Annotated in this window: 23 protein-coding genes and 1 other annotated feature; of the genes, 3 read left to right on the forward strand and 20 right to left on the reverse strand. The window is 42.0% G+C overall.

Annotation, left to right across the window (positions count from 1 at the left end):
- Window positions 1-63: 63 nt before the first annotated feature.
- A complete protein-coding gene (gpr, locus tag BW961_RS14350; RefSeq protein WP_068587702.1) occupies window positions 64-1065 on the reverse strand; it encodes a GPR endopeptidase in 1002 nt (333 codons plus the stop codon).
- Window positions 1066-1227: 162 nt separating this feature from the next.
- On the opposite strand from gpr, the gene rpsT reads away from it, so the two are divergent.
- Entirely contained in the window at window positions 1228-1500 is a 273-nt protein-coding gene (gene rpsT / locus BW961_RS14355; RefSeq protein WP_068537739.1) for a 30S ribosomal protein S20, read from the forward strand.
- A 75-nt stretch (window positions 1501-1575) separates the two neighbouring features.
- On the opposite strand, the gene holA is transcribed toward rpsT, so the two are convergent.
- From holA to BW961_RS14385, 6 genes are all read right to left on the reverse strand, one after another.
- Window positions 1576-2595, reverse strand: a complete 1020-nt coding sequence (gene holA / locus BW961_RS14360; RefSeq protein WP_068587705.1) for a DNA polymerase III subunit delta — start codon at window positions 2593-2595, stop codon at window positions 1576-1578.
- A 306-nt stretch (window positions 2596-2901) separates the two neighbouring features.
- Window positions 2902-4089, reverse strand: coding sequence for a zf-HC2 domain-containing protein (locus BW961_RS14365; protein WP_068587707.1), 1188 nt, complete (start codon window positions 4087-4089; stop codon window positions 2902-2904).
- The gene (locus tag BW961_RS14370) at window positions 4086-4634 is read right to left on the reverse strand and encodes an RNA polymerase sigma factor (protein WP_068537742.1); all 549 of its coding nucleotides are present in this window, start codon (window positions 4632-4634) and stop codon (window positions 4086-4088) included. Before BW961_RS14370 ends, BW961_RS14365 begins: the two co-directional genes overlap by 4 nt.
- Before the next feature lie 250 nt (window positions 4635-4884).
- Window positions 4885-7437 (reverse strand): DNA internalization-related competence protein ComEC/Rec2, encoded by a 2553-nt coding sequence (locus BW961_RS14375; RefSeq protein ID WP_082867555.1) that lies wholly within the window; start codon window positions 7435-7437, stop codon window positions 4885-4887.
- 108 nt (window positions 7438-7545) lie between these two features.
- Window positions 7546-8061, reverse strand: a complete 516-nt coding sequence (locus tag BW961_RS14380) for a deoxycytidylate deaminase (protein WP_068587709.1) — start codon at window positions 8059-8061, stop codon at window positions 7546-7548.
- A 43-nt stretch (window positions 8062-8104) separates the two neighbouring features.
- Window positions 8105-8668 (reverse strand): ComEA family DNA-binding protein, encoded by a 564-nt coding sequence (locus tag BW961_RS14385; protein ID WP_068587711.1) that lies wholly within the window; start codon window positions 8666-8668, stop codon window positions 8105-8107.
- Between the two features lie 191 nt (window positions 8669-8859).
- Here BW961_RS14385 and comER point away from each other — a divergent pair, with 191 nt between their 5' ends.
- Window positions 8860-9687, forward strand: coding sequence for a late competence protein ComER (gene comER, locus BW961_RS14390; protein WP_068587713.1), 828 nt, complete (start codon window positions 8860-8862; stop codon window positions 9685-9687).
- Here comER and leuS read toward each other — a convergent pair.
- Complete coding sequence (gene leuS / locus BW961_RS14395; protein ID WP_068587716.1) at window positions 9680-12121, reverse strand: leucine--tRNA ligase; 2442 nt, start codon at window positions 12119-12121, stop codon at window positions 9680-9682. The genes comER and leuS overlap by 8 nt on opposite strands.
- Window positions 12122-12211: 90 nt before the next feature.
- Window positions 12212-12480, reverse strand: a binding site (T-box leader).
- A 181-nt stretch (window positions 12481-12661) separates the two neighbouring features.
- Between leuS and BW961_RS14400 the strand changes: the two genes are divergently transcribed.
- The gene (locus tag BW961_RS14400; RefSeq protein WP_068537747.1) at window positions 12662-12820 is read left to right on the forward strand and encodes an asparagine synthase; all 159 of its coding nucleotides are present in this window, start codon (window positions 12662-12664) and stop codon (window positions 12818-12820) included.
- Between the two features lie 97 nt (window positions 12821-12917).
- Here the strand turns inward: BW961_RS14400 and BW961_RS14405 are convergent, their stop codons facing one another.
- The 12 genes from BW961_RS14405 to BW961_RS14460 form a co-directional block, all read right to left on the reverse strand.
- Window positions 12918-13637: a 3-ketoacyl-ACP reductase gene (locus BW961_RS14405; RefSeq protein ID WP_068587718.1), complete on the reverse strand. Its 720-nt coding sequence runs from the start codon at window positions 13635-13637 to the stop codon at window positions 12918-12920.
- A 126-nt stretch (window positions 13638-13763) separates the two neighbouring features.
- Complete coding sequence (locus tag BW961_RS14410) at window positions 13764-14534, reverse strand: class I SAM-dependent DNA methyltransferase (RefSeq protein WP_068587720.1); 771 nt, start codon at window positions 14532-14534, stop codon at window positions 13764-13766.
- 45 nt (window positions 14535-14579) lie between these two features.
- Window positions 14580-15488, reverse strand: coding sequence for a CvfB family protein (locus tag BW961_RS14415; RefSeq protein ID WP_068587722.1), 909 nt, complete (start codon window positions 15486-15488; stop codon window positions 14580-14582).
- Entirely contained in the window at window positions 15485-15841 is a 357-nt protein-coding gene (gene rsfS / locus BW961_RS14420; protein WP_068587725.1) for a ribosome silencing factor, read from the reverse strand. Before rsfS ends, BW961_RS14415 begins: the two co-directional genes overlap by 4 nt.
- Complete coding sequence (gene yqeK, locus BW961_RS14425) at window positions 15838-16416, reverse strand: bis(5'-nucleosyl)-tetraphosphatase (symmetrical) YqeK (RefSeq protein WP_068587726.1); 579 nt, start codon at window positions 16414-16416, stop codon at window positions 15838-15840. The genes rsfS and yqeK overlap by 4 nt, the downstream gene beginning before the upstream one ends.
- Window positions 16400-16990, reverse strand: coding sequence for a nicotinate-nucleotide adenylyltransferase (locus tag BW961_RS14430; RefSeq protein ID WP_068587729.1), 591 nt, complete (start codon window positions 16988-16990; stop codon window positions 16400-16402). The genes yqeK and BW961_RS14430 overlap by 17 nt, the downstream gene beginning before the upstream one ends.
- 17 nt (window positions 16991-17007) lie before the next feature.
- Window positions 17008-17298 (reverse strand): ribosome assembly RNA-binding protein YhbY, encoded by a 291-nt coding sequence (yhbY, locus tag BW961_RS14435; RefSeq protein ID WP_068587731.1) that lies wholly within the window; start codon window positions 17296-17298, stop codon window positions 17008-17010.
- Between the two features lie 49 nt (window positions 17299-17347).
- The gene (gene aroE / locus BW961_RS14440) at window positions 17348-18214 is read right to left on the reverse strand and encodes a shikimate dehydrogenase (RefSeq protein ID WP_068587733.1); all 867 of its coding nucleotides are present in this window, start codon (window positions 18212-18214) and stop codon (window positions 17348-17350) included.
- A gap of 32 nt (window positions 18215-18246) precedes the next feature.
- The gene (gene yqeH, locus BW961_RS14445; protein WP_068587735.1) at window positions 18247-19374 is read right to left on the reverse strand and encodes a ribosome biogenesis GTPase YqeH; all 1128 of its coding nucleotides are present in this window, start codon (window positions 19372-19374) and stop codon (window positions 18247-18249) included.
- Window positions 19371-19898, reverse strand: a complete 528-nt coding sequence (locus BW961_RS14450) for a YqeG family HAD IIIA-type phosphatase (RefSeq protein ID WP_068587737.1) — start codon at window positions 19896-19898, stop codon at window positions 19371-19373. The genes yqeH and BW961_RS14450 overlap by 4 nt, the downstream gene beginning before the upstream one ends.
- Window positions 19899-20000: 102 nt before the next feature.
- Window positions 20001-22202, reverse strand: coding sequence for a DUF4129 domain-containing transglutaminase family protein (locus tag BW961_RS14455; RefSeq protein ID WP_068587739.1), 2202 nt, complete (start codon window positions 22200-22202; stop codon window positions 20001-20003).
- On the reverse strand, window positions 22199-23431 hold the full coding sequence (locus BW961_RS14460; RefSeq protein ID WP_244555961.1) for a DUF58 domain-containing protein: 1233 nt from the start codon (window positions 23429-23431) through the stop codon (window positions 22199-22201). Before BW961_RS14460 ends, BW961_RS14455 begins: the two co-directional genes overlap by 4 nt.
- Window positions 23432-23435: the final 4 nt, after the last annotated feature.

A 23435-nucleotide genomic window follows, 5' to 3' on the forward strand; every position in this document is an offset into this window, starting at 1 on the left:
GAACCAAAACACAAAAAAAGAAGTTCCGATAGATTCGGAACTCCTTTTCGTATAACTTAAACCTTAATGTGTGTAATCACCTGCATTGGTTGAGTCGACCGCCTCATGCAAGGCCGCATTTAACCCTGTGGCAATGATGTTGGCCATGTCCTCAATAAACTTATCAATTTCTTTAGGTGTCACAATCAGGTCATGCCCAAGAGGTTCTAGCACTTCTTTAACTAAACCTAGACGCTCCTGTTCAGGCATATCATCCAACATCCCGATAATTTCCTTCGTTTGATTCGTTTCCTGATCTAAATGTTTCTTCATCAATTCGATCGCATTATTCACAATGGTAGACGCATAACAAACCGTAGGTACACCAATAGCGATACAAGGTACACCCAATACTTCTTTGGTTAATCCTCTTCGTTTATTACCTATCCCTGACCCAGGGTGAATACCTATATCAGCAATTTGGATCGTCGTATTTACCCGTTCAAGCGATCTGGATGCGAGTGCGTCCACAGCGATAATTAGATCCGGTTTTGTACGATCTATAATTCCTTGTACAATTTCACTGGATTCAATACCAGTTACCCCGAGTACGCCTGGGGCAATTGCACTTAATTGCCGATATCCGGGGGCAACCTGATCAGGTACCAACTCAAAATAATGACGTGTGACTAATATATTTTCTACAACAAGTGGTCCTAGAGAGTCAGGGGTAACATTCCAGTTCCCTAGACCAACAACCAAGACCGATTTAGTCTTACTAATTCCAATCAATGTTAGGAAGTCTTCGAATTCTCGAGCCAACGCCTCAGCCACTCTTCCTTGCAAACCCGTATCCCCATCACGAAGCCCCGGTACTTCCAACGTCACATAATGCCCCTTCACTCTACCAATCATCTTCGACCCTTCATCGTTTAGCACATTTAATCGCGTGATTTTGATTCCGTCTTGCTCAGAAACTTCTTCATCTACACCTGGAATAGGTGCGTTATATCTTTTTTCTGCCATTTCCTTAGCATCTACAGCAAGATCTGTACGAACGTTATAATTCTGCAAATCTAAAGTCATCCGTATTTAACCTCCTTCATCTTCTCATGATAGTGTGCGAGAGAAGGGAGATGTTTATTCAAACCCTTTTTTAGTATTGCTTTTTATAGTGCCTCATGCTAAACTATTTTAAGTTGTGAATCATTTCGATATCTATCGAATGTCTTTCAGGAGGTGAATGCAATGCCAAATATTAAATCCGCAATCAAACGCGTAAAAACGAACGACAAACGTCATGCGCTCAACGCTTCCCAAAAATCCGCGCTTCGTACAGCTGTTAAAGCTGCTGACAACGCGCTGGCAAATAATGAAGTTGAAGCTGCTAATACTACCATTCAATTGGCTTCCAAGAAATTGGATAAGGCTGTAACTAAAGGTTTGATCCACAAGAATGCAGCTGCTCGTAAGAAATCTCGCTTGGCGAAAAAACTTAACGCCCTTAATGCTCAAGCATAAGATGCGCTATTCATACGACAAAAGCAGAAGTCCTGAACAGCAAGTTAGCTGATCAGGACTTTTTAGCATGTATTATTAATTTTGTAATCGCAATAAAAACAACTCTAATCCAAGGACCTTTTCTATTCTCCCCGTTTTCATCTGGAAATCTAAATCCGCAAGCCTATTCAAGATTTGTCTAAGATCCCCTGATTTGAACTTTCTTGCTTGCTCACCCGCTATTTTAACTGCATAAGGATGAAGACTAAGCTGTGATGCAATTTGTTGCTGTGAATAGCTTTGACCAGCCAATTCCTTCACCTGTAAAATAATACGAAACTGTCTTGTGATGAGAGCCGCTATCTTAATTGGTTCTTCGCGTTGCTTAAGAAGCTCATAGAATATACCCAGTGCTTGTTCTAAGCGCAGATTAGCAATATTCTCAACCAGTGCAAAGACATTCTGTTCCGTACTACGAGCCACTAACTGCTCCACGGTATCAAGATCAATCGTTCCACCCTCTCCAGCATATAAACAAAGCTTATCCAGTTCGGCAGTTAATGTCTGAAGTTGTGTACCTGCGTTTCTAATCAAAGCCTCAGCAGTCCCTTGTGTTAACACACAGCCTCTCTGCTTCGTCTCCTTAGTCACCCAGCCTAGTAATTCCTCTCCCCCTAGTGGAGCGAATGCAAGGACAACCCCATCAGTTTTCAGCGCTTTAACTACTTTCTTCCGTTCATCTAACTTCTCATGGTATACGAGAAATATAAGGATACTGTATTCAGCAGGATTCTTCATATATTCCAAAAGTGCTTCCACACGATGTTCAATCTTACCACCTTCTTTACCTGCTGTGAAAACAGAGGCATCTCGGACAAAGATTAACTTTCGTGGCACCATAAAAGGTACTGTCTCCGCTTCCTCAATGACAACTTGAAGTGGCGTATCCGCCAGATCATAGTTCACAATAGCGAAATCACGGTCTTCCTTTTGAAGTAATTGCTCTTCCAACAAGGAAGTAAACTTTTTTATTTGATACTTCTCCAAACCATAAAGTAAATATACAGGAGAAACATCTCCATGTTTGATCGCTTTCGTTGCTGTTTTGATATCCATGGAAGATTCCCCCTCTTTTTCTTTCTACGTATGACCCCTTTAATGCTCTTTATTGATTCTACCAAAAAAGAGACCTTCAAACCATAACAAAGGAACCTCGAGCTTTCACTCAAGGTTCCTTTTGTCCCAGCACATCTATATAAACACCGACAACAGAAAGCTCTAGAAACTTCCCTGCCAGTGGCCATAACGATTAGGGCTTCCTTATTTATATTGATGGCTGAATATCCAAGTGCTACTGCGACTGTACCGTAATATAACATATTCTTACGTTTCATGAACGGTGCGTCCATTTGAAAAGAAATTTTACGGAGCTACAGCTGTATCATTAGGATAAGTGTAACTAGACACTTTACCATCTAGAGATGTTTGATACGTAAACACTTTACTATCCTCAGACCATTCCCCCGACACCCAATCACCGGTTAATTCAATACTTTGAATAATAGAATTTTTAATTTCCATTTCCAAGGGTAATTTATATATAACCAGTTTCTGATCTTCCAATGTCGCTTGCATTTTCCCATCTGGTGATTCCCATGACTGAGATGCATCCAAACCAAAAGATCTTATTTGCGTCATAAGGTTGTCTTGAGACGGAAGTAGTGGGTCAACGCTTAATGCCTTTGGCGCTTCACTGATACTCTTATCTTTAGGTACAACAACTTCCTTATTACTGCTGGAAGCTTGCCCTTGAACCGGTTCTACCGTCCTGGATTTATCTTGAGCACTAGATTTATCACTTGCGCCCTGTGTTGATTGCAGTGGAGCCACTTCAGTCTGCTTCGCTGTATCATCCGGTGCCTTAGCAGAACTTGGATCAGGACTCTTTGAATCAACAGCTGGTTCTGAAGGTTTATCCACTTTTACCGGTACTTCCCCTTCATTTTCTGCCACTTGATCCGAGGTACTTTGATCCATATCAGGACTTGCCACTGAATCCGAACTAATACCATCCTGCTGAGTCGTATCAGTAGAAACCACTGAACCACCTGCATTATTAGTAGCTGTATTATCAACAGTCTTCTGCTGGGCAGAGGCGACCTTATCGGAGACCTTAGCAACGGGTTCTTGCATCTGGGCATCATCGATTTCTTGTGGAGTATAAGCATAAATAGCTACGCCTAGGATTCCCATTGCTGCGACAGCTCCGATCACCGTTCTTGCTGCCGTACCTGCGAACAATCGTCTCTTAGGGACGATTACAGGGGTCACGGGTACCATTTCATCAGGCGTGCGTTCTTTCGAAGCACACTTCTCAAGCCGTGCACGATCTATCGCATCAAGCTGAGGCATAATAGCATCAACCAAGCTATATTTAGGATTGACAAGAGGAAGCTCTGCAAGTTCATGAGACAGCGACTTAAGCATACGGAAGGATTCAGCACATTGTGGACAATGAGCAATATGCTCCATCATCTCAGTCGTATTCTCTTCATTAAGATCATTATCTAAATAACGGTGCATCCATTCAATCACCTCTGGACATTTCATCCTGATACACCTCCTTTCTGGTACTCTTGAAGCATACTCTGTAATTGCTGTCTTGCCCTAAATAGATATGATTTAACCGTATTTAGCGGAAGATTCAAGCAATCAGCAATTTCGTTGTAGGAGAAATCCTGTATATACCTTAATACAATAACGGTTCTATGATGTTCTGGCAGTTGATTGATCGCTTCCTGAATATCCTCTGCCATGTAAGAAGACAATACTAATTGTTCAACATCCTGTTTATCCGGAAAAACAAACTCATGTTCATCCATAGAAACCGTTGGCTTATTACGTCGAAATTTATCAATACATATATTAGTCACGATCCGTTGCACCCATGTCTTAAACTTCGCTTTTTCCTCATAGGAGTCGATTCGGGTATAAATACGGATCAATGATTCCTGAGCTGCATCTAGCGCATCTTGTTCGTTGTTCAGGATATAATAGGCCGTCCGATATACATGTTGTTCAATATCTCGTAATAGGGTAATTAGAGCGTCGCGATCGCCCGATTGAGCCGCTCTAATGAGTCCGAGCTCTACCACAAAGGATCCCCCTCTCCCTGCAATCTTACTGACGTGTAAGACCAGCAAATTGTTGCAATTTGTAATCACTTTTTTATAATAATTTTCATAAGATTATGTACCTAACATGCATGTCGTCTAATCACAAAAAATTCAACCCCCCATAACAAGTAGAGATTGATGATAAAAGTTAACTATAAATAGTCATGTCATAAGACTCTCTATGGAAATCTTACAAGAGTATGAGATGAAGTTCAAGTCCCCACATGACCTATTTAAGTTTATTCCTGACCCATACCTTTTTATGTTGAAGTTTCATTTGAATCTCTCCTTGCTGATCCGTTCGAAATAGGCTTAAGCCCTGATTGATGATCCGATCAACCACATCAGAATTAGGATGACCATAGGAGTTATTAACACCTACAGAGATAACTGCTGCTGTAGCTCTCAATTGAGCAAGCCATTCTTTAGAAGAAGCCGTCTTACTGCCGTGGTGAGCAATTTTTATTATATCTATACCCTGAATTTGGAATATTGAATTGGTAGCTTCCTCTAAAATGTCATTCTCGCTTTCTTCATCCATATCTCCAGTTAACAATACGCGTACACCATTCATTTCGAGTACAAATACCAAGGACGAATGATTCTGTTCCTTTACGATAGGCAATTCCATTTGTTCGGCTTGTGTCATTTCAGGAGATAAGAATATCATACTCGTAAATGAATCAGGTTGCATCTCCATCGATTGATGAACAGCATAAATAGGAATTTTTTTCTTGAGAGCAGTTGATAATAATTTCTCAAGCGTCGACGTCCCCGTTAATGTTCCATTAAATAAAATAGCCTTCACAGGAATCTGATCTAATACCGCCTGTAATCCACCAATATGATCCTGATCCCCATGCGTAAGTACTACAGCATCTAGGTGATGAATACCTCGTTTTTTCAACAAGGGGACGAGCACTTTAGTTCCTACTTCAAAAGGTTCCTTTCGAGCCTTCCACGAGTCGGACTGCTTGCTGAAATTTAATGTTCCGCCGCCATCCACAAGGATATTTTTCCCTTCCGGTGTTGTGATTAGAATACTGTCACCTTGCCCAACATCTAGGAATTGTACTAGTCCCGCGCCCTTCAAAGACTGCGGTTGATATCCCACATACAGTAAGACAATAAATGAGAGTATCAGTGGAGCCACGATGTACTGTTTCCAAGTTAGCTTATTCGCTCGCTCTTGTTGTTGCTCCTGCATATGACTTACGCCTTCTAAAGGTATCGTATCTTCAACGGATATCGGAGGTGGTTGAGCATGCTGTACCCACAATTTCCCCAACCTCAGTAGTACATACAACAAAATATAGTAACAACAAATCCATATAATAGAGGGTGAGCGCCATATCGTGATAAATGCTGGATAAATATTCATCCATTCGACTAACGTAAAGCTTATATTATCGAGCCATTCCACAACCCACGCCACACTTCTGCCAGCAGGCATCCAGATCGACCCTAGTGCTAATGAAACCATTCCAAGTGGCATTACTATGACGGAAATGAGTGGGACGAGTAGTAGATTAGCTACAACAGATAGCAACGAGAATTGGTTGAAATAATATATCGTCAATGGAAAAGATGTAAGCTGCGCGATAACCGTCACACCTAATGCACCCGCTAATTTACGGGGTACTCTATTTAGTAAAGGCATTGCCAATGGTACATATATAATGAGACCTAACGTAACGATGAAAGATAGTTGAAAGCTTACATTTATTAATAAATAAGGATTCCATACCAACATCAAGAGTGCAGCCGCACTAATAATATGAAGTCCATCTTTCAGTAATCCTCGTCTTGCTGCATAAAGAGTAATCATACTCATTATACCAGACCGAACAACTGAAGGGCTAAACCCCGTTAGAAGTACATAGGCGGGCACTAGTAAGATAATGATTGTAAGTATCGTTTCACGTGAAAGTCTAAACAACGATAACAGGATCATTAAGCAGGCTACATATACAGCTACATGGGTACCCGATACAGCCAGTATATGTGTTAAACCTAGTTGAGAGAATTGATTATACGTTACGGGGTCTACATCATCTTGCATCCCGATGATCAGACCTTTCATAAACCCTGCATGAGGTTCTTGGAACAATGCATCTAGCTTCGATGCAAGCTTCGCTCTCAACGCATCATTCACACGAAAGAGGGAGGTTACACTCCATGAAGTCGGAGGTAACACCTCGGCGTTTTGTAATCCTTTCACCTTCATTATCCAGTGTATTTCTTTCGTACGCAAATACTTTTGATAGTCGAAACCATCAAAATTGCGCGCCGTTGCAGGAATTTCAAGGGTACCACTTAGCTTTACTTCATCACCTCGTTGCCATTCTATCGCCTGTTGTTGCTCCTCCTTCGTTAGAAGTTTCACTTGCACCAGTACAGTCTCCGATACTGCAGATGAATTTATCCCAGACAACACCACGTTCATATCCGCTCGATCCCCATCTACTTCCACCGAGGATACAATCACACCCTCTACATCGACTGGCATGCCAGTAAGCTTAGATATGTCCTGCTTCACAACTTGAGGTAACATAGACACGTTAGAATGATCGTGCCACTCCCAGTATCCACCCGATACCGTGAGTGCGAGCCATACCATAATTATCGTGCCCACTCTTACTTTTAATAGAATCATAGATATCACAAGTACAACCGAAGCAATAACCCATATCCAACCCAATGTAATGCCTGAATATAGACATGCTGCGCCACTTCCAACAATCCAACATAATGTAAATAACAACAGAGGCCTACCTTGCATCTATCATCACATCCCTTTTCTTAGACAAATAAAAGCACCTCTTCTGCGGCTATACTCGCAAAAGAGGTGCTTCCTCTAAACATTACTTACAATATATTATTTATATATCTAGTTCGATACGCTCGTTAATGTATCTTTAGGCGGTTCATACGATTGAAGCTTGCGAAAAACAATCCCCATACTATTCATCATCTGAGTTACCTTGTCCGTATCTTTAGGATAAGACCTGTGAAATACAATTTCAACAATACCACTGTTAGCCAACATATTCGCACATGTCCAACAAGGTTCATCCGTTACGTATACTGTACTTCCTTCTCGATCTACACGGTCTGTAAAAAGCAATAAGTTCTGTTCAGCATGGATGGTACGAATGCAACGTTGCTTCTTAATCATCTGCTGTTTCCCCTCAACATGAACCAAAGAGACTTCCTCTGAGATCATACAACCCGCTTCTGTACAATCCGGCATCCCCATTGGGGCTCCATTGTAAGCTGTGCCGAGTAACTTCTTACCTTGAACAAGAACAGCACCTACATGTCTTCTAGCACAACGAGAACGAGTAGAAACCATATATGCAATATCCATGAAATAGGTATCCCAGTCTTTACGTGTATCTGTCATTTCCTTCTCTTCCCCTCTGTATTTCTCTATTGTATATTATAATCTACAATTCGACATACGGGGCAATCTTCGCCATCATTTTCGTTCCGATCCCTTTCACATCATTAAGATCTGATATTTTACGAAAAGGTCCATTCTGATTACGATAGTCTATGATGGCCTGTGCCTTTTTCTCCCCAACACCCGGAAGCTCCATTAATTCTTTAATACCACCAGTGTTCACATTTATTTTGTGAATATCTGCAGCATTTGACGCGGTATCCGTTGGCGTTGGTATCGTCTGCTCATTCGTTTTCACTTGTTCCACCTTCTGCTCGACAATCGACGTCCCTGATTTATTATCCAAAGGGGTAGAATTAACACTATTCTCATTGACTCTGATTTCAGATGACTTCGAATCAGCCGCTGAGTCCAACACGTTGCTCGTCGATACTTCTTGAACCCCCTGCTTCTTGCTAGAAGGCGATTCACCTTCTCCTAATGCTTGCGCAACTTGTAAGTTCAACGGCTCCCAACCCTCAACATTTCCTCTTTCCCCAATACCAGATAATAGAACTCCTCCACTGCCTAATAAGGCAACCATAATACCTATCGCTTTACGTTTCATCTCACTACACCTCTATCACATTGGAATGGAAAGAAATTTCAATATTTCAAATGCATCATCTTAAGACAAATAAATAAAATTACTTGTTCTAATCTGTAAATTCGTCATGATGTAAAGGTTCTAATGCATATGTTAAGAAGAAGGGTTATGTCATTACCGATTACCGTAATTATGAAAGGAGGGAATGCCACATGAGGATAGGACTAATTGGAACCGGTAGTATGGGAAGCCTCTTAATAGATTCCTTCATATATTTTGGGGCAATAACGCCTCAGCAGCTATTTATAAGTAATCGATCACAAGAAAAGCTCCTGTTACTCTCCGAACGCCACGAAGGTTTAAATGTATCCCTTAACAATGTCGACACCGTAAGAAGCTGTGATATTCTATTCGTCTGTGTTAAGCCACTTCAATTTGCAACTTTGATCCAAGAAATTAAAGATCATGTTCGATCAGATCAACTACTCGTCTCTATTACTAGTCCTGTACAAATACATCATTTAGAAAATAATCTATCTTGTAAAATTGCTAAAGTGATTCCAAGCGTAACTCATAAGGTTGGAAGTGGCGCTTCATTAGTTATGTATGGTAGCCGAATCCAGAAGAATGATCAGCAAATTCTGCATGACCTGCTCTCTTTTATCAGCAAACCGATAGAAATAAAAGAAACGCAGGCGCGCATTAATTCTGATTTCACTAGCTGCGGGCCTGCGTTTATGAGTTTCTTCTTAATAAAATGGATCGATGCTGCTGTAGAGATGACAGGCATTTCCCGTGAGGAAATCACCTGTCTCGCAAGCGAGATGATGCTTGGTACCGGCAAATTATTAACCCAAGGTGGGCTAACACCTCTACAACTTCAAGACCTGGTAGCCGTTCCTGGAGGTATTACCGCACAAGCCTTATCTCAATTAAACCACAGTTTAGATGGCGTATTTCACAATCTAATTACTACGACCCATAACAAATATGTTGAAGATGTTGAGAAACTAAATGAATTATTAGGTGATATTAACTAACAACAATGTTAACCAATTTACCTGGCACTGCAATGATTTTACGGATGGTTTTGCCTGCAATGGCTTGTTCCACACTCGGAAGAGCAAGACTATGCGCTTGCATGTCCTCTTGATTCGTATCTTTTGAAATCAAGGTACGTTGTACAATTTTACCATTCACTTGTACGACAATCTCGATCTCAGAATCCACAGTCCAAGACTCGTCAAATGTTGGCCACTGTTCATACGTGATGCTGTCTTCATGTCCAAGGCGCTGCCACAATTCTTCGGAAATGTGCGGTGCCATTGGGGACAGAAGTTGCGCAAAGTCCTCTAGAGCACGACGTGGCAATTCATCCGTCTTGTAAGCTTCATTAACAAAAATCATCAATTGACTGATCGCTGTATTAAACCGTAAGTTATCCAAATCTTCGGTTACTTTCTTGATACTCTTATGCCATACTCGTTTAAATTCATCGCTACCTTCACCATCGACAATTTTACTATTTAGATTGCCTTCATCATTGATGAATAGACGCCATACACGAGAAAGGAAACGATGACTTCCTTCTACTCCGCTAATATTCCATGGTTTCGTAGCTTCTAATGGTCCCATAAACATTTCATAGATTCGAAGTGTATCCGCACCATGGCTTTCAACGATTTCATCTGGGTTAACGACATTCCCACGGGATTTACTCATCTTCTCGTTATTAGTACCTAGAATCATTCCTTGGTTCACAAGTTTATGGAATGGTTCTTTCGTATCAACAATCCCTAGATCGTACAGAACTTTATGCCAGAAACGCGCGTACAACAAGTGAAGTACGGCATGTTCCGCTCCACCGATATAAAGGTCTACTGGAAGCCACTGTTGTTGCTTATCTTTGGAACATAGCTCTTTATCGTTGTGTGGATCAATAAAGCGTAGGTAATACCAGCAACTTCCTGCCCACTGAGGCATCGTATTCGTCTCACGACGAGCCTTCATTCCAGTCTCAGGATCAATCGTTTCCACCCAATCAAGAACGTTCGCGAGTGGTGATTCACCCGTACCCGATGGCTTGATTTGATCAACATCCGGTAGGACAAGTGGTAATTGATCCACAGGAACAGTCTTCATCGTTCCATCTTCTAGGTGAAGGATCGGAATCGGCTCTCCCCAATATCTCTGACGGCTAAATAACCAGTCGCGCAGACGATATGTGATTTTGCCTTGACCCTTACCATTCTCTTCTAGCCAAGCTATCATTTTCGCGATAGCCTCAACATTCTGCAGACCATTAAGCCATTCGGAGTTCACATGTTCCCCATCTCCGCTATAAGCCTCTTCCTCAATATTACCGCCTTTAACTACTTCTATTATTTCTAGTCCGAACTGTTTAGCAAATTCCCAGTCACGTGTATCATGACCTGGTACAGCCATAATCGCTCCTGTTCCATATCCAGCAAGAACATAATCTGCAATCCAGATTGGCATCGTAGCTCCATTTACTGGATTGACCGCATAAGCCCCTGTGAAGACACCCGTTTTGTCTTTAGCCAAATCCGTACGTTCTAGATCACTTTTGTGTGATGCTTGAACCTTATAAGCCTCTACAGCTGCCTTTTGCTCTTCTGTCGTAATACGAGCGACTAACTCTTGTTCTGGAGCTAGGACACAGTAACTTGCACCGAATAATGTATCCGGTCTCGTTGTGAATACTACCAGTTGATCCTCGTGACCTTTAATTTCGAATTTCACTTCAGCGCCTTTGGATTTACCAATCCAGTTACGTTGCATATCTTTAATACCTTCAGACCAATCTAGTTCTTCTAGGTCATCCAACAAACGATCTGCATACTCGGTAATCTTCAGCATCCACTGTCTCATCGGCTTACGAACGACAGGATGATTACCGCGCTCACTCAACCCATTAATTACTTCTTCATTTGCAAGTACTGTACCCAATGCTTCACACCAATTGACTGGTACTTCAGCGACATAAGCAAGTCCCTTATTATACAACTGGATAAAGATCCATTGTGTCCATTTGTAATATTCAGGATCCGTCGTGCTAATCTCTCTGTCCCAATCATAAGAGAAGCCAAGGGATTTGATCTGGCGGCGGAAATTATTAATATTCTGCACTGTAAATCCCTTTGGATGTTCTCCTGTATCTATAGCATGCTGCTCCGCCGGTAGACCGAAGGCATCCCAACCCATAGGATGAAGCACATTGTAACCACGCATTCTTTTATAACGCGATACGATATCTGTCGCTGTATAACCTTCAGGATGCCCTACATGAAGACCTGCACCCGATGGGTATGGAAACATATCCAAAGCGTAGAACTTAGGCTTAGTCGGGTCTTCCCCTGTTGTAAATGTATTGTTCTCATCCCAATATTGTTGCCATTTCGGTTCGATGGCTTGTGCCTGATAACCCTGGCCCTGTGGCTGTTGTTCACTCATGACTTGCGTGTCCTCCTTCGCAACTGTGCGCGATATAATATGTAGCGTATTTACTCATCAAAAAAACCTCTTCATCCGTAGCGTATGATCGCTAGGGACGAGAGGTTAGATTCCCGTGGTACCACCCTAGTTAGCGGAATACATGCTTTGTCTTCCACTCACTTTGAACCCTTAACGCGGGCAAGACGATGATACTTTATATATAGAAATCTGACGACCTAAATTGCAGCGCCTTTGACTTTTCCATATTCATATCATGACTCCGAGGTAAGTTCGTTTCGGTCTATCAACCGGCTTACAGCAACCGCCGGCTCTCTGAGTGAAGTCTCGAAATTATTACTCCTCATCAACGTTTAAAATATGCATTTTGATGAACCATATTATACAGAAACAAGGAGGATAAGTCAACCAGAGACCCGATTCCATATGATGAATTCTCCAACTAATTACGACTAAGCATGACCATCATTTTGTATAAAATATTACATAGAAACAAACACTACTATCTGTCTTTCCAAACCAATCTAAGGGAGTGTTCATATGCGTGAAGGAATAATTCCTGCTGTTCTTGGAACTGTCGTATCCGCATCGGGTGCTGCACTGCTTGGTAGCAAGTATAAACTTGCCGCGTATGGCGTATTAGGCTTTGGTCTAGCACACATTATTCTTGGAAGTATCGACCTTGTAGAACATCGTTGAGAACTGGAAAGACAATAGGAGCATATGATTATATCTTATGTGCCTCCAGAACAAATAAGCCTTGGATCAAAGGATCCAAGGCTTATTTCCTGATTCATTATTGTGGATTCGTCGTCCATAATCCAGCTGTTTTCACAAACACACGCTGTGGAAGTCTCAATGTTGCTAGCGCTATCTCAGCAACGTCTTCAGGCTGCATCATACGATCTTCATCACCTATTTTCAATCCAGCATTCTTAGCCAAATCCGTATTAACCGTGCTTGGAGTTAAAGCCATAACTCGAATGTTGAATTTACGTACTTCCTGTAGCACAGATTCAGTCAATCCCAACACCGCAAACTTAGAAGCACAATACGCAGAGCCTGTTGCAAATCCTTTCTCGCCTGCCGTTGATGCAATATTAATAATGTTTCCACTGTTTTGCTCTATCATTGTTGGAAGTACTGCACGAGTTACGTAATAAGTGCCCATTAGATTAACCTGAATCATTTTTTCCCATACATCAGAATCCATATCCACTAATGTTCCGAACTCTGCAAACCCAGCATTATTGATCAGAATGTCAATAGAACCCAATTGTTCTTTCAATACCTCTACGGCGCTATCTACTTCACTCTTCACAGATACATCCGCTGTCGCAATACTAACTTTGACACCATACGTTTGCGTTAGTGTGTCACGAAGCACTTCCAAATCTGAAGTTGTTCTAGCGATCAGACCCAAATTCACACCTTCCTTAGCAAGTGAAGTTGCTATAGCTAGGCCAATCCCTTTTCCTGCACCTGTAATGATAGCTGTACTATTCTTGAATTCCATTTGATCCACTCCTATACGTTAATTTATTCGTCATTGTAAAAACTCACTACTCAAGTATACGCCAATTACGATGTAGTCATCAAAAAAATGAAGCCCTGAATATCACAGGGCTTCATACAAATACAACTATTTGATTGCCACATAAAAGAGCCGCTGCGCATACTCATCTGCTTCGGTCCATTCAAAATCAGCATAGATTTTGATATCACGGAATCCAGCCTTGACAAGTTCAGCCTTCATCCATTCAGGATCATACGCACGCTGAACATGAATCTCTTCGAAACGTCGATACTGATCTCCACCTTGTTCATCACGTACAAAAATTCGCAAATGATGCTCAATCTCGCATCGTTCCTCATCTAAATCACACGTCCAAATATAAGAAACGGAACGTTCATCCAGCACAAACGGCTGTTCTTCATCATAACGTTTCATCGTATTGGGATGGTGTACATCAAAGAGAAACGTTCCACCTGGCTTCAAGCCCTCGTATGTTCGCGCGAACATAGATATAACATCCGATTCTTCAACAAGATAATTAATACAGTCACAAAAAGATATCACAGAATCCACCGGTTCTGGTAATTCCCACGCTGTCATATCTTGTTGTACCCACCGTATACTTTCTTCACGTTGAAGACGATTACCCTGTGGCGTTCCATCCATCTTGGCGCGAGCAACCGACAACATATCCGCTGAAAGATCAATACCTGTCACTTCAAATCCAGAATTCACTAGTGGAATGGTAATGCTACCTGTCCCACAACCCAGCTCAGCTACAGTATGAGGCATCCCATGTTTCTCCCAAGCGGTTCGGGCGAAACGTATCCAGTCAGGGTATGGCATATCCTCCATTAATTCATCGTAGACATATGCAAATTTCCGGTAGGATGACATGATGACACCTCACTCTCTTTGGAATACTATGATTTCAGTATAGGATTAAGACTGTACCTCTTCATTTGAAGTAGACTCCGGATTCACGAGATACGTCCAATTTTCTTTTTGCGTAATCATGCCTTCTTTAAGCAGCTTACCAATAGCTCGTTTAAATGCTGATTTACTAATGCCAAATCGTTCTTTAATAATATCTGGCGGTGTTGCATCAGAATAAGGCATGCCTCCACCTGGACGTTCCTTGAGGAATGCCAACAAGTTCTCAGCATCCAAATCACGTCCAACCTCTTTCAGAGGGACCATGGAAAGATTGACTCTTCCATCTTCACGAATATGGCTAATACGTACCTTCACTTCTTCGCCAAGACGAAGCATGCGAGTGCGTTCCGTAGAATGAATTAGTCCGATAACCCCGAATCCAACCACGCCACCATCGACAAGCACGAACGTGCCCATCTGAAGTGATTTGTACACGGTTGCGGTCATCCATTGGTTCATCCAAGAAGAAGGTGCCGCAAAGGTTAACGTTTCGAGCTCATACTCTCCAGCTAGTTTAGCAAGCAATCTTCCCTGTTTATCGTGCTCCATAGTGACAAATACAGAGTCGCCAACACGTGGGTGCAACTCATTAAGTTCAGGTAATTCACGTATAGGAAGCAACAACTGACGACCGAGTCCCATTTCGAGGAAACAACCGAGGCGTGGATTAATATCTGCCACAACCAACTTCGCTAGTCCATCAAGTGTCAAATACGGTTTCTTCATCGTTGCAGCTAAGCGACCTTCTGTATCAAAAAATATGAATACTTCTAATATATCGCCAGGCTTTATTTCTTCTGTAATTTCCGTGTAATGAAGTAACACATCGAAATCATCTCCATATAGAAAAAAACCATATGGAGACACCTCACGGGCCACTTCTAATGAAACAACTGTACCCGCAACTAAGCTCATACTAATTCCATCACCTTAGCATCAGACCATAATTTCTCAAGATTATAGAATTCACGTTCATCGCGGTGGAATACATGAACAATAACGTCTCCCAAATCCATTAATACCCAACGAGCGGAATTCATTCCTTCGATTCCACGGATGTTAGTACCTGCTTCCATAGCCGACTTACGAATTTCGGTAGCAATGGCTTGTACTTGTACATCAGAGTTACCATGACAAATAACAAAATAATCGGCAACTAAAGATACCCCTCTTAAATCCAGTGCAACGATGTCCATTGCCTTTCTATCTTGCGCGCCAGTTACCGCTAAATCCAACAATTTCTCAGGTCCAATAAACTTTTGACTCATGAATTCGCCCCCATTTGCTTTATCAAATCATTACGTGCTAATACCGTTAACGGGTATATTATTTGCCTACGTGACACTAGTAAACTGATTGTAGAATCCAATCCAGCTACTAGGCCTCCCTCTAGACTATGGTTGGCTAGTTCCCGAATATTATTCACGCCAGGATAGTCTCTTCCCGGCTCGATATAATCAGCTAGACATACCACCTTGTCAAGTCTAGTCATACCAACCCTACCAGCTGTGTGATAGCGAATGGCATCCAAAATTTCAATGTCTTCAATTCCATATTCATGACTCGCTACAAAAGCACCTACTTCAGCATGCCAAAGTTGCTTATTGTATAACAACAGATCATCAGATAACTGATTGTCCGAGAGAACCGTTCTTAACGTCTCTATCGGCCAGTATTTAGCTACATCATGTAAAATCGCTGCTAAATCCGCCTTAACAGGATCTGCTCCATACTGTTCTGCCAGCTTAACTGCCGTATCCATAACACCTTGTGTGTGCTGCCAACGTTGTTCCGGCATCTGACTTGATACGACTTTAATAAGTTCATCACGGCTGAATTTCATATAACCCGCTCCTTATTATATATTCATACACTCGTTCAGGCACCATATAACGGATGGAATGCCCCATCTCTGCCTTTTCTCTTATCTCAGAAGAGGAGATATCCACAAGTGGCATGTCAGCCAGTAGCACTCTACGCTGTAAATAGGACGGAAGAGTAAGCAGATCCAAAGGTGAACCTGGACGACCTACACCGATAAACGTTAACATCTCCGATAAATCCTCAATTCGATCCCATTTAGGTAAATAGTTAACCATATCTGCTCCAATGATGAAATAGAAGTCAACTGATGGGTAGGTCTCTTGAAGCTCTTCGATCGTGTCTATGGTGTAGGATACGCCACCTCTTCTCACCTCTATATCCAGCGTTCTAAAAGAAGGATGGTCCTTTATCGCTTCGGTTACCATCATTAAGCGTTGTTCACCCGTCGCTCCAGCCTTCTCTTTGTGAGGAGGTATATGGCTTGGCATAAACCAGACTTCATCCAACTGATAAGAATCTCTAGCCGATTCCGCTGCAAGCAAGTGTCCGATATGAAGCGGATCAAAGGTCCCCCCCATGATACCTATCTTCATGTTGAATCCTCCCCAACTTAAGGCAGTTGAATTTGTTTATTATCTTTTGATTCTTTATACAATACAACCACTTTTCCGATAACTTGAACTAATTCCGCACCAGATTGTTTAGCCAATTCTGCTCCGATTTCATTCTTATCTTCAAGGCAAGTGTTAAGAACTGTGATCTTCATAAGTTCTCTCTTCTCAATAGCTTCTACGATATGACGAATCAAATGATCATTCGTTCCATTCTTACCTACTTGGAATACAGGATCCAAATGATGTGCTTGTGAACGTAAAAAACGTTTCTGTTTGCCGGTTAACATGTAATATTCAAGCTCCTTCAATTCAAATAATTAATCTTAAACTTATCATTCAGTTCTGAAGACTCTTCAAGACCGCAGTCCGCATCGTCTCAATTGGTGCAGGCATTCCTGTCCAAAATTCAAGGGCATATGCACCTTGATTGACAAACATGCCAAGACCACCATGTATCGTGCATCCTCTTTCATGGCTCTTCTTCAGAAATTCAGTTGTTAGTGGATTATAAATCAAATCACTAACGATAATTCCAGCTGGAATCAATTCTGGATCGATAGGCGTATGAGAAGTGTTAGGATGCATCCCTATAGACGTTGTATTAATCACAACATCCATGTCCGCCAGAATATCAGACACTTTGTCTATGGTGATCGCTGAGATGTTCACCACTGATTTCCATTCCTCTGCCATTTGGATAGCTTTGTCCTCAGTCCGATTTGCGATTATAAGGGTCTTCGGGTCTTCTTGAGCAAGAGCAGAAATGATGCCGCGAGCGGCTCCACCCGCTCCTAAGACCAGAATTGACTTCCCAAGCAAATCAACATGAGTCTCATCCTTCAACGAACGGACGTAACCAATCCCATCCGTGTTATATCCGGTGAGAATACCATTCTCATTCACAATCGTATTCACTGCGCCAATCCGAGCGGCGGAGTCGTCTATTTGATCTAGATATTTCATTACATCTACTTTATGCGGAATGGTCACATTAATCCCTCTGAATCCAAGCTCTTTGAACCTAGAGATCGCACTACCCAGATCCTCAGGACTAACGTGCAAGGGGAAATACTCCCCTTCGATACCAAGCGCTTCTAAAGCAGCGTTATGCATTACAGGGGATTTAGAATGAGCGATAGGATCTCCGATCACCGCGAGAAGCATCCTCTTGTTCTGTTCTGAAGATAATTCTCTCCATAACATATTCTTATTTCACCCGCTTTCTGCTGATTAGTCTATATCAAAGAAGGCCTAGATAGAACTTTCACACCACGTGGTACATGGACTGCTATTAAAGCGCCTTGATCACTATTGATTTTGATCCAACCTAAACCTGAGATAAACACATCTGAACGAGTTCCCTTTTTAAGACTAAATTCGTGTCTTGTCCACTCAGGGAGCTTCGCTAAATTAGCTTGGTTAGGGGGAGTCAGCATCACGCCTGCATGATCTGCATACAGTGAGTCCGCACGTTCTAACTTCGTACGATGTATCACAACCTGTGGGCTAAGGAAGCATGTAAACGATTGGCGATCACCTTGTAAGAAGTCAAATCGAGCCATAGCACCAAAGAATAAGGTCTGACCTTCATTCAGCTGGTAAACCATTGGTTTAAGCGGATTCTCAGGCATTGTTGCTCCGAGATCCTCACGGCTCACGAGCTCACTGAAACGCCAAGGGTATACGATACCCGGAGTATCAATAATAAAGCGGCCATCATCAAGTGGTATATTAACCATATCTAGCGTAGTACCTGGATAACGAGAAGTCGTTAGTTCTTGTTCAAGGTCACTGTAATCGCGGATGAGACGATTCACTAAGGTTGATTTACCTACATTGGTTGCACCAACAACATACACATCTCGATCTCCACGGTAAGTAGCTATCGTCTCAAGCAAGCGCTCAAATCCTTGATTCTTCTTGGCACTAACTAGCACGATTTCTTCCGTTTTAAGACCTTCTTCTTTGCTTTGTTGTTGAACCCAGTTCTTAATTTTGTTCCAGTTCGTCACTTTCGGAAGAAGGTCAATCTTGTTTACCACAAGGATAACAGGATTATTCCCCACGAATCGTTGTAATCCAGAGATCATACTACCCTGGAAATCGAACAGATCAACAATATGAATAACAAGTGCATTCTTATTGCCAATTTGGCTTAACAGTTTCAAGAATTCGTCTTGATCCACCGTAACGGACGATGATTCATTGTAATTCTTAATACGGAAACAGCGCTGACAAATAATCTGCTCTTGTTCTAACGCTTTGGGTGGTACGTAACCCGGTAGATCTGATTGCTCGGTTTGTAGTGTAATACCACACCCGCTGCAGTTCATGGCTTCTTGCTCGCCAATAGATTCTTTCATTCTTTATGTTCCTCCTCGAGCCATAATCCTTTTTTGCGAAGACTTTTAAGCGCAATGCGCTCCACTCTCCGATTGATTCTTGTTCCCCATCCTTCGTCCTGAACCGAGATGGGTAGTACTAATACTGTAAGTAACCCAAGCCGATTACCACCTAACACATCAGTCAGCATTTGGTCGCCTACCATAATCGTCTCTGTATTTGAAAGTCCCATCATCTTCATTGCCTTATTAAACGACTTAAGGGAAGGTTTACGGGCTTCATGTAGATATTGAATGTCCAATGGAGTAGCAAAATCCGATACTCGCTTTAGATGATTGTTGGATACAATGATCAATTGAAATCCAGTCTTTTTCACCAATTCAAACCAAGCGATCAATTCCGGATGGGCAAGCGGTGCTTTGGCACCTACAAGCGTATTGTCCAAATCCGTAATAATCCCTCGGTATCCCTGTGCATATAGATCTTCCAAATCGATATCAAATACTGTATTCACCCGTACTTTAGGCAGCAACATTTCAAACAAGTCAAGTCACCTCAGTTTCATACGACAAACTATACCATAATATCATGAGTTATTACAAAAGAAACCGCCCCTTTTGCATCAGCAAAAAGGACGGGGCTGTGACTACCTTTTATTTTTAGCTCTTAAAGAGACTTTCAGCTGTTCTTCAATCTTCTGTGCCACACGCCATTCATCACTCGCAATCGTTTCAGGACTATACCGTGCTTTTTCGAAAAGTTGTAGAAGAGAACTTAAGGATGGCTCTAGGTTCGGGGCACTCGTCTGCCACTTCATCACGACCTCACGTAACGTCTCATGCTTCTCACGTGTCATGCCCTGTTTGTGCAAATACCTCAGACAACGTTCAGTTTCAATAACCACTTTCTCAGCTGGAGTTAGTTTTTTTCTCATCCGTAGTCGACGTATTAAGAAATGTAAAGAATCACCGGAGCGCCACCCGATATAACCCAGCCACAAGAGTAACACCGTAATTACTGCGATAACCATCCCTTGGATCCAAGGTAATGTCTTTCCCCAATAAGTCGAGTTATGTCCTGCTTTATCAAGCCCCTCTTCACTAGTTAGCTGATCCTTTTCGTCCATATCCACACTATTTTCCCCTGAAAAGGTAGGCATAGTAAATCCCGGTGTTGCTTCAATTGGAATCCAACCATATGGACCGAAATAAACTTCTACCCATGAGTGCGCGTCAGCATTGGTCACCCTGTATGAATCTGGATCTATCTGTTCTGGTCTCATCATACTGAACTCATCCATTTGAGGCTGGCTACCCGGAGCATATCCCTTGACCCATCGAGCTGGAATGCCAAGTGATCTTGTCATCATGGCCATTGAAGTTGAGAAATAATTACAATACCCTGCACGAATCTCAAATAAAAAGCTATCTACGAAATCATCACTTTTTTTGAGAGATAGATTTGGCGTGTTCGTATATTCAAAGTTCGTTTGTAGATATGTTTGTAATAACGTTATCTTGTCATACGGAGTTACAGCTGATTCTGTCAAATCCTTAGCGAGTTCTTTAACTCGTGTGGGGAAACCATCAGGTATCTGCAAATATTCCTTTTCATTAGAATCCCCATAAAGATCTTCGAAAGATTTCTTTCTTAATTCTTCTATCGGAACAATAGGAACTTCCGACGTGATCGAATACGTTTTTGGATATAGTGATGCCTTACTCGCAGTATTCCAATGAAGTTCTGCTTGTGAATCCTTCCACTGAATCCCGCGCATGTCCTCATCACCTTCTATCGTCTGAACCGAGGAAATCGCATATGCACCAAATAACACTGGAAATTCGTTGCTATTTTGGAATATCATCGTTTGTTGAACTTTCTCCGTCTGTAACATGGATGTAGTAGCTTGTTTCAACTCTTGCCCAACCACGACATCGTCATACTTATTTGTCTCTTTGGATTCATTCTCCCAACCTGTTCCTGAATAGATCCTTCTAGTCTCTCCACGCCAATAATTTCGTTTGGCTGAACGAACCGTCATCACCGGAGAATAATCGAATTCAAATGCGCCGCCCAACTTATTATCGTCATTACTGTAACCTGACACGGTTGGTTGTACATCCAATGCTCCAATCTCAGGCTGTTTCTCTCTATCCCCTACAGACTCATTTCGCCCTGTCCATGCAGAGTAGGGGTCCTGCAATATTGGGGAAATTTTGGGCATGTTAACACCCAGTAGAAAGATCACCGAGAAAATCAGTACAATATGAACAATCATTTCGAGTGGGTAGTCAATCAGATTTCTCCAACCTTCAGGATATTTTTTTTTGAATTCCTGAAAATGATGACTTACCAACCAGCCCATCAGAGATAGCACCATCCATGCAACTTCATCCCAAAGAATCATGGACGAGAAAGAATCAATTATAGCCATTGCAACGATATTAAGTCCCATGAACACAAGGATTCGCCTTTGAGTCGTTAAAAACTTAGCAAGACACAGACATATTAATGCTGTACTAAATGCAAACCAAATATAGGGGTGATACCCGCTGATGTAATATTCAATTCCTTCACCGCTCGGCATGTAAACATCGTATTCAATAAGAGTATATCGAAGCACCAAGAGGATTATCCCACATTCGAGAAGAATCCGATAAATCCTCTTAAACGGCAGCAAGACTTCAATCATCACTATTATAATGAGGGTTCTACCTACTAATGAAGTGGTTTCTTTGAACCATACCGGTTCAGTATAGGTCAGCCACTGCTGTGCAACGATCCATATCCAAAGAAAGGAAAGCGAGGTTAACCAATCATATTTGAGGAAAAATTTACGGTTGGTCATGCGTATCCCCTTCCTACTGCGTTAGGTAGTTCCTCTAGTGCAGAAACAGCGCACCCATGGATACCTCTCTGTCTCAGTACAGAGACCCAGTCTTTCGAAGAATCACCCTTTGAATTAAGAATGTGCAGGTGTGTGGGACTCATCCCACGAATATCCGCCCAACGGATTAACTCCATCACAGATGGACCACTAATAGGGCTCACTAGAATGAAATAAGCACCTTGCGGAAAGAGGCGAGATGCCGATTCGAGCTTTGGAAGCAATTGGCCTACACCATCAGCATCCATATCAACAAGATGATGTAACATCTTCTGCCGCTCAAGTATACTTTCTGTTGGCGCTATAACAATCGTTTTGCTTCCAAGAGTACACAATCCAATTCCTATTCGTTCACGGTTCCTGTATTCCAATAAAGAAGATACTACAGAAATGGCAAGTTCAAATTGTGCTTCTGATCTGTAATGTGTTGCTATCGCATCCAGAATAATCATCGTTTTGGGAACAGATTCATGTTCGAATTCTTTGGATTTCCAGGTCCCCGTCCTCGCAGTCGCATTCCAATGAACTCGCGTTAGGCGATCTCCGTATACATAATCACGTACACCGTTAATCTGCGTCGTTTCCCTGCGAGAAGAAGAAAAAGATGTCTGTGGTCCAACAAGACGAGAATTACGATCGAACAACTGCCAATATGGTATCAAAACCGTACGTGGCATGACTCGAAATTGCCCTGGAGCATGAATTGATCCTTTATGTTCCAACAATCCAAAGATATCTTCACTTACACAATCGGTATTCATGAAATGGTATCTACCACGCTCCAATGGCGGCGTCTTAAATACAAGCTGTGCTTGCCCACGAAAACTTGGGATCACACTTTCTTCGAAAGACCACGATTGACCATTATGTTTCTTCAGTATTTCTCGAAGAATAATATAGGGGAATGGAAGATACCCAGGAATATTAACGTTAAGCTGAACATTCATCTGCTCACCCGCATGTAGCAGATCAAATTGTCCATTAACGAATGTAAGTTGCCGCTTGCCGACTGCTCTACTCATCCCACTATATCCACCTAACAGTAAGTAGCCCACAAATACGCTACACATCGCGAACAACATGGAAGAAGTCTTGCCACCTTGAAACAATAAATACAATAGAGTAATTCCCCATACAACAAGAACCCCCTGCACTCTAGGCCTGCGTAGTCCCCTTCCAATGGACTTCAAGGTA

The sequence above is a fragment of the Paenibacillus macquariensis genome, assembly GCF_900156375.1.
Taxonomy (GTDB): domain Bacteria; phylum Bacillota; class Bacilli; order Paenibacillales; family Paenibacillaceae; genus Paenibacillus_AQ; species Paenibacillus_AQ macquariensis.

Bases quoted from the DNA above. Each gene is read 5' to 3' on its own strand.
- rpsT (WP_068537739.1), top strand. From the start codon at position 1,228: ATGCCAAATATTAAATCCGCAATCAAACGCGTAAAAACGAACGACAAA.
- leuS (WP_068587716.1), bottom strand. From the start codon at position 12,121: ATGAGTGAACAACAGCCACAGGGCCAGGGTTATCAGGCACAAGCCATC.
- BW961_RS14365 (WP_068587707.1), bottom strand. From the start codon at position 4,089: ATGAAATGTCCAGAGGTGATTGAATGGATGCACCGTTATTTAGATAAT.
- BW961_RS14405 (WP_068587718.1), bottom strand. From the start codon at position 13,637: ATGGAATTCAAGAATAGTACAGCTATCATTACAGGTGCAGGAAAAGGG.
- gpr (WP_068587702.1), bottom strand. From the start codon at position 1,065: ATGACTTTAGATTTGCAGAATTATAACGTTCGTACAGATCTTGCTGTA.
- comER (WP_068587713.1), top strand. From the start codon at position 8,860: ATGAGGATAGGACTAATTGGAACCGGTAGTATGGGAAGCCTCTTAATA.
- BW961_RS14455 (WP_068587739.1), bottom strand. From the start codon at position 22,202: ATGACCAACCGTAAATTTTTCCTCAAATATGATTGGTTAACCTCGCTT.
- BW961_RS14385 (WP_068587711.1), bottom strand. From the start codon at position 8,668: ATGAAACGTAAAGCGATAGGTATTATGGTTGCCTTATTAGGCAGTGGA.
- BW961_RS14430 (WP_068587729.1), bottom strand. From the start codon at position 16,990: ATGAAGATAGGTATCATGGGGGGGACCTTTGATCCGCTTCATATCGGA.
- yqeK (WP_068587726.1), bottom strand. From the start codon at position 16,416: ATGAAATTCAGCCGTGATGAACTTATTAAAGTCGTATCAAGTCAGATG.
- BW961_RS14410 (WP_068587720.1), bottom strand. From the start codon at position 14,534: ATGTCATCCTACCGGAAATTTGCATATGTCTACGATGAATTAATGGAG.
- BW961_RS14375 (WP_082867555.1), bottom strand. From the start codon at position 7,437: ATGCAAGGTAGGCCTCTGTTGTTATTTACATTATGTTGGATTGTTGGA.
- BW961_RS14400 (WP_068537747.1), top strand. From the start codon at position 12,662: ATGCGTGAAGGAATAATTCCTGCTGTTCTTGGAACTGTCGTATCCGCA.
- holA (WP_068587705.1), bottom strand. From the start codon at position 2,595: ATGGATATCAAAACAGCAACGAAAGCGATCAAACATGGAGATGTTTCT.
- yhbY (WP_068587731.1), bottom strand. From the start codon at position 17,298: ATGTTAACCGGCAAACAGAAACGTTTTTTACGTTCACAAGCACATCAT.
- aroE (WP_068587733.1), bottom strand. From the start codon at position 18,214: ATGTTATGGAGAGAATTATCTTCAGAACAGAACAAGAGGATGCTTCTC.
- rsfS (WP_068587725.1), bottom strand. From the start codon at position 15,841: ATGAGTCAAAAGTTTATTGGACCTGAGAAATTGTTGGATTTAGCGGTA.
- BW961_RS14415 (WP_068587722.1), bottom strand. From the start codon at position 15,488: ATGAGCTTAGTTGCGGGTACAGTTGTTTCATTAGAAGTGGCCCGTGAG.
- BW961_RS14380 (WP_068587709.1), bottom strand. From the start codon at position 8,061: ATGACAGATACACGTAAAGACTGGGATACCTATTTCATGGATATTGCA.
- yqeH (WP_068587735.1), bottom strand. From the start codon at position 19,374: ATGAAAGAATCTATTGGCGAGCAAGAAGCCATGAACTGCAGCGGGTGT.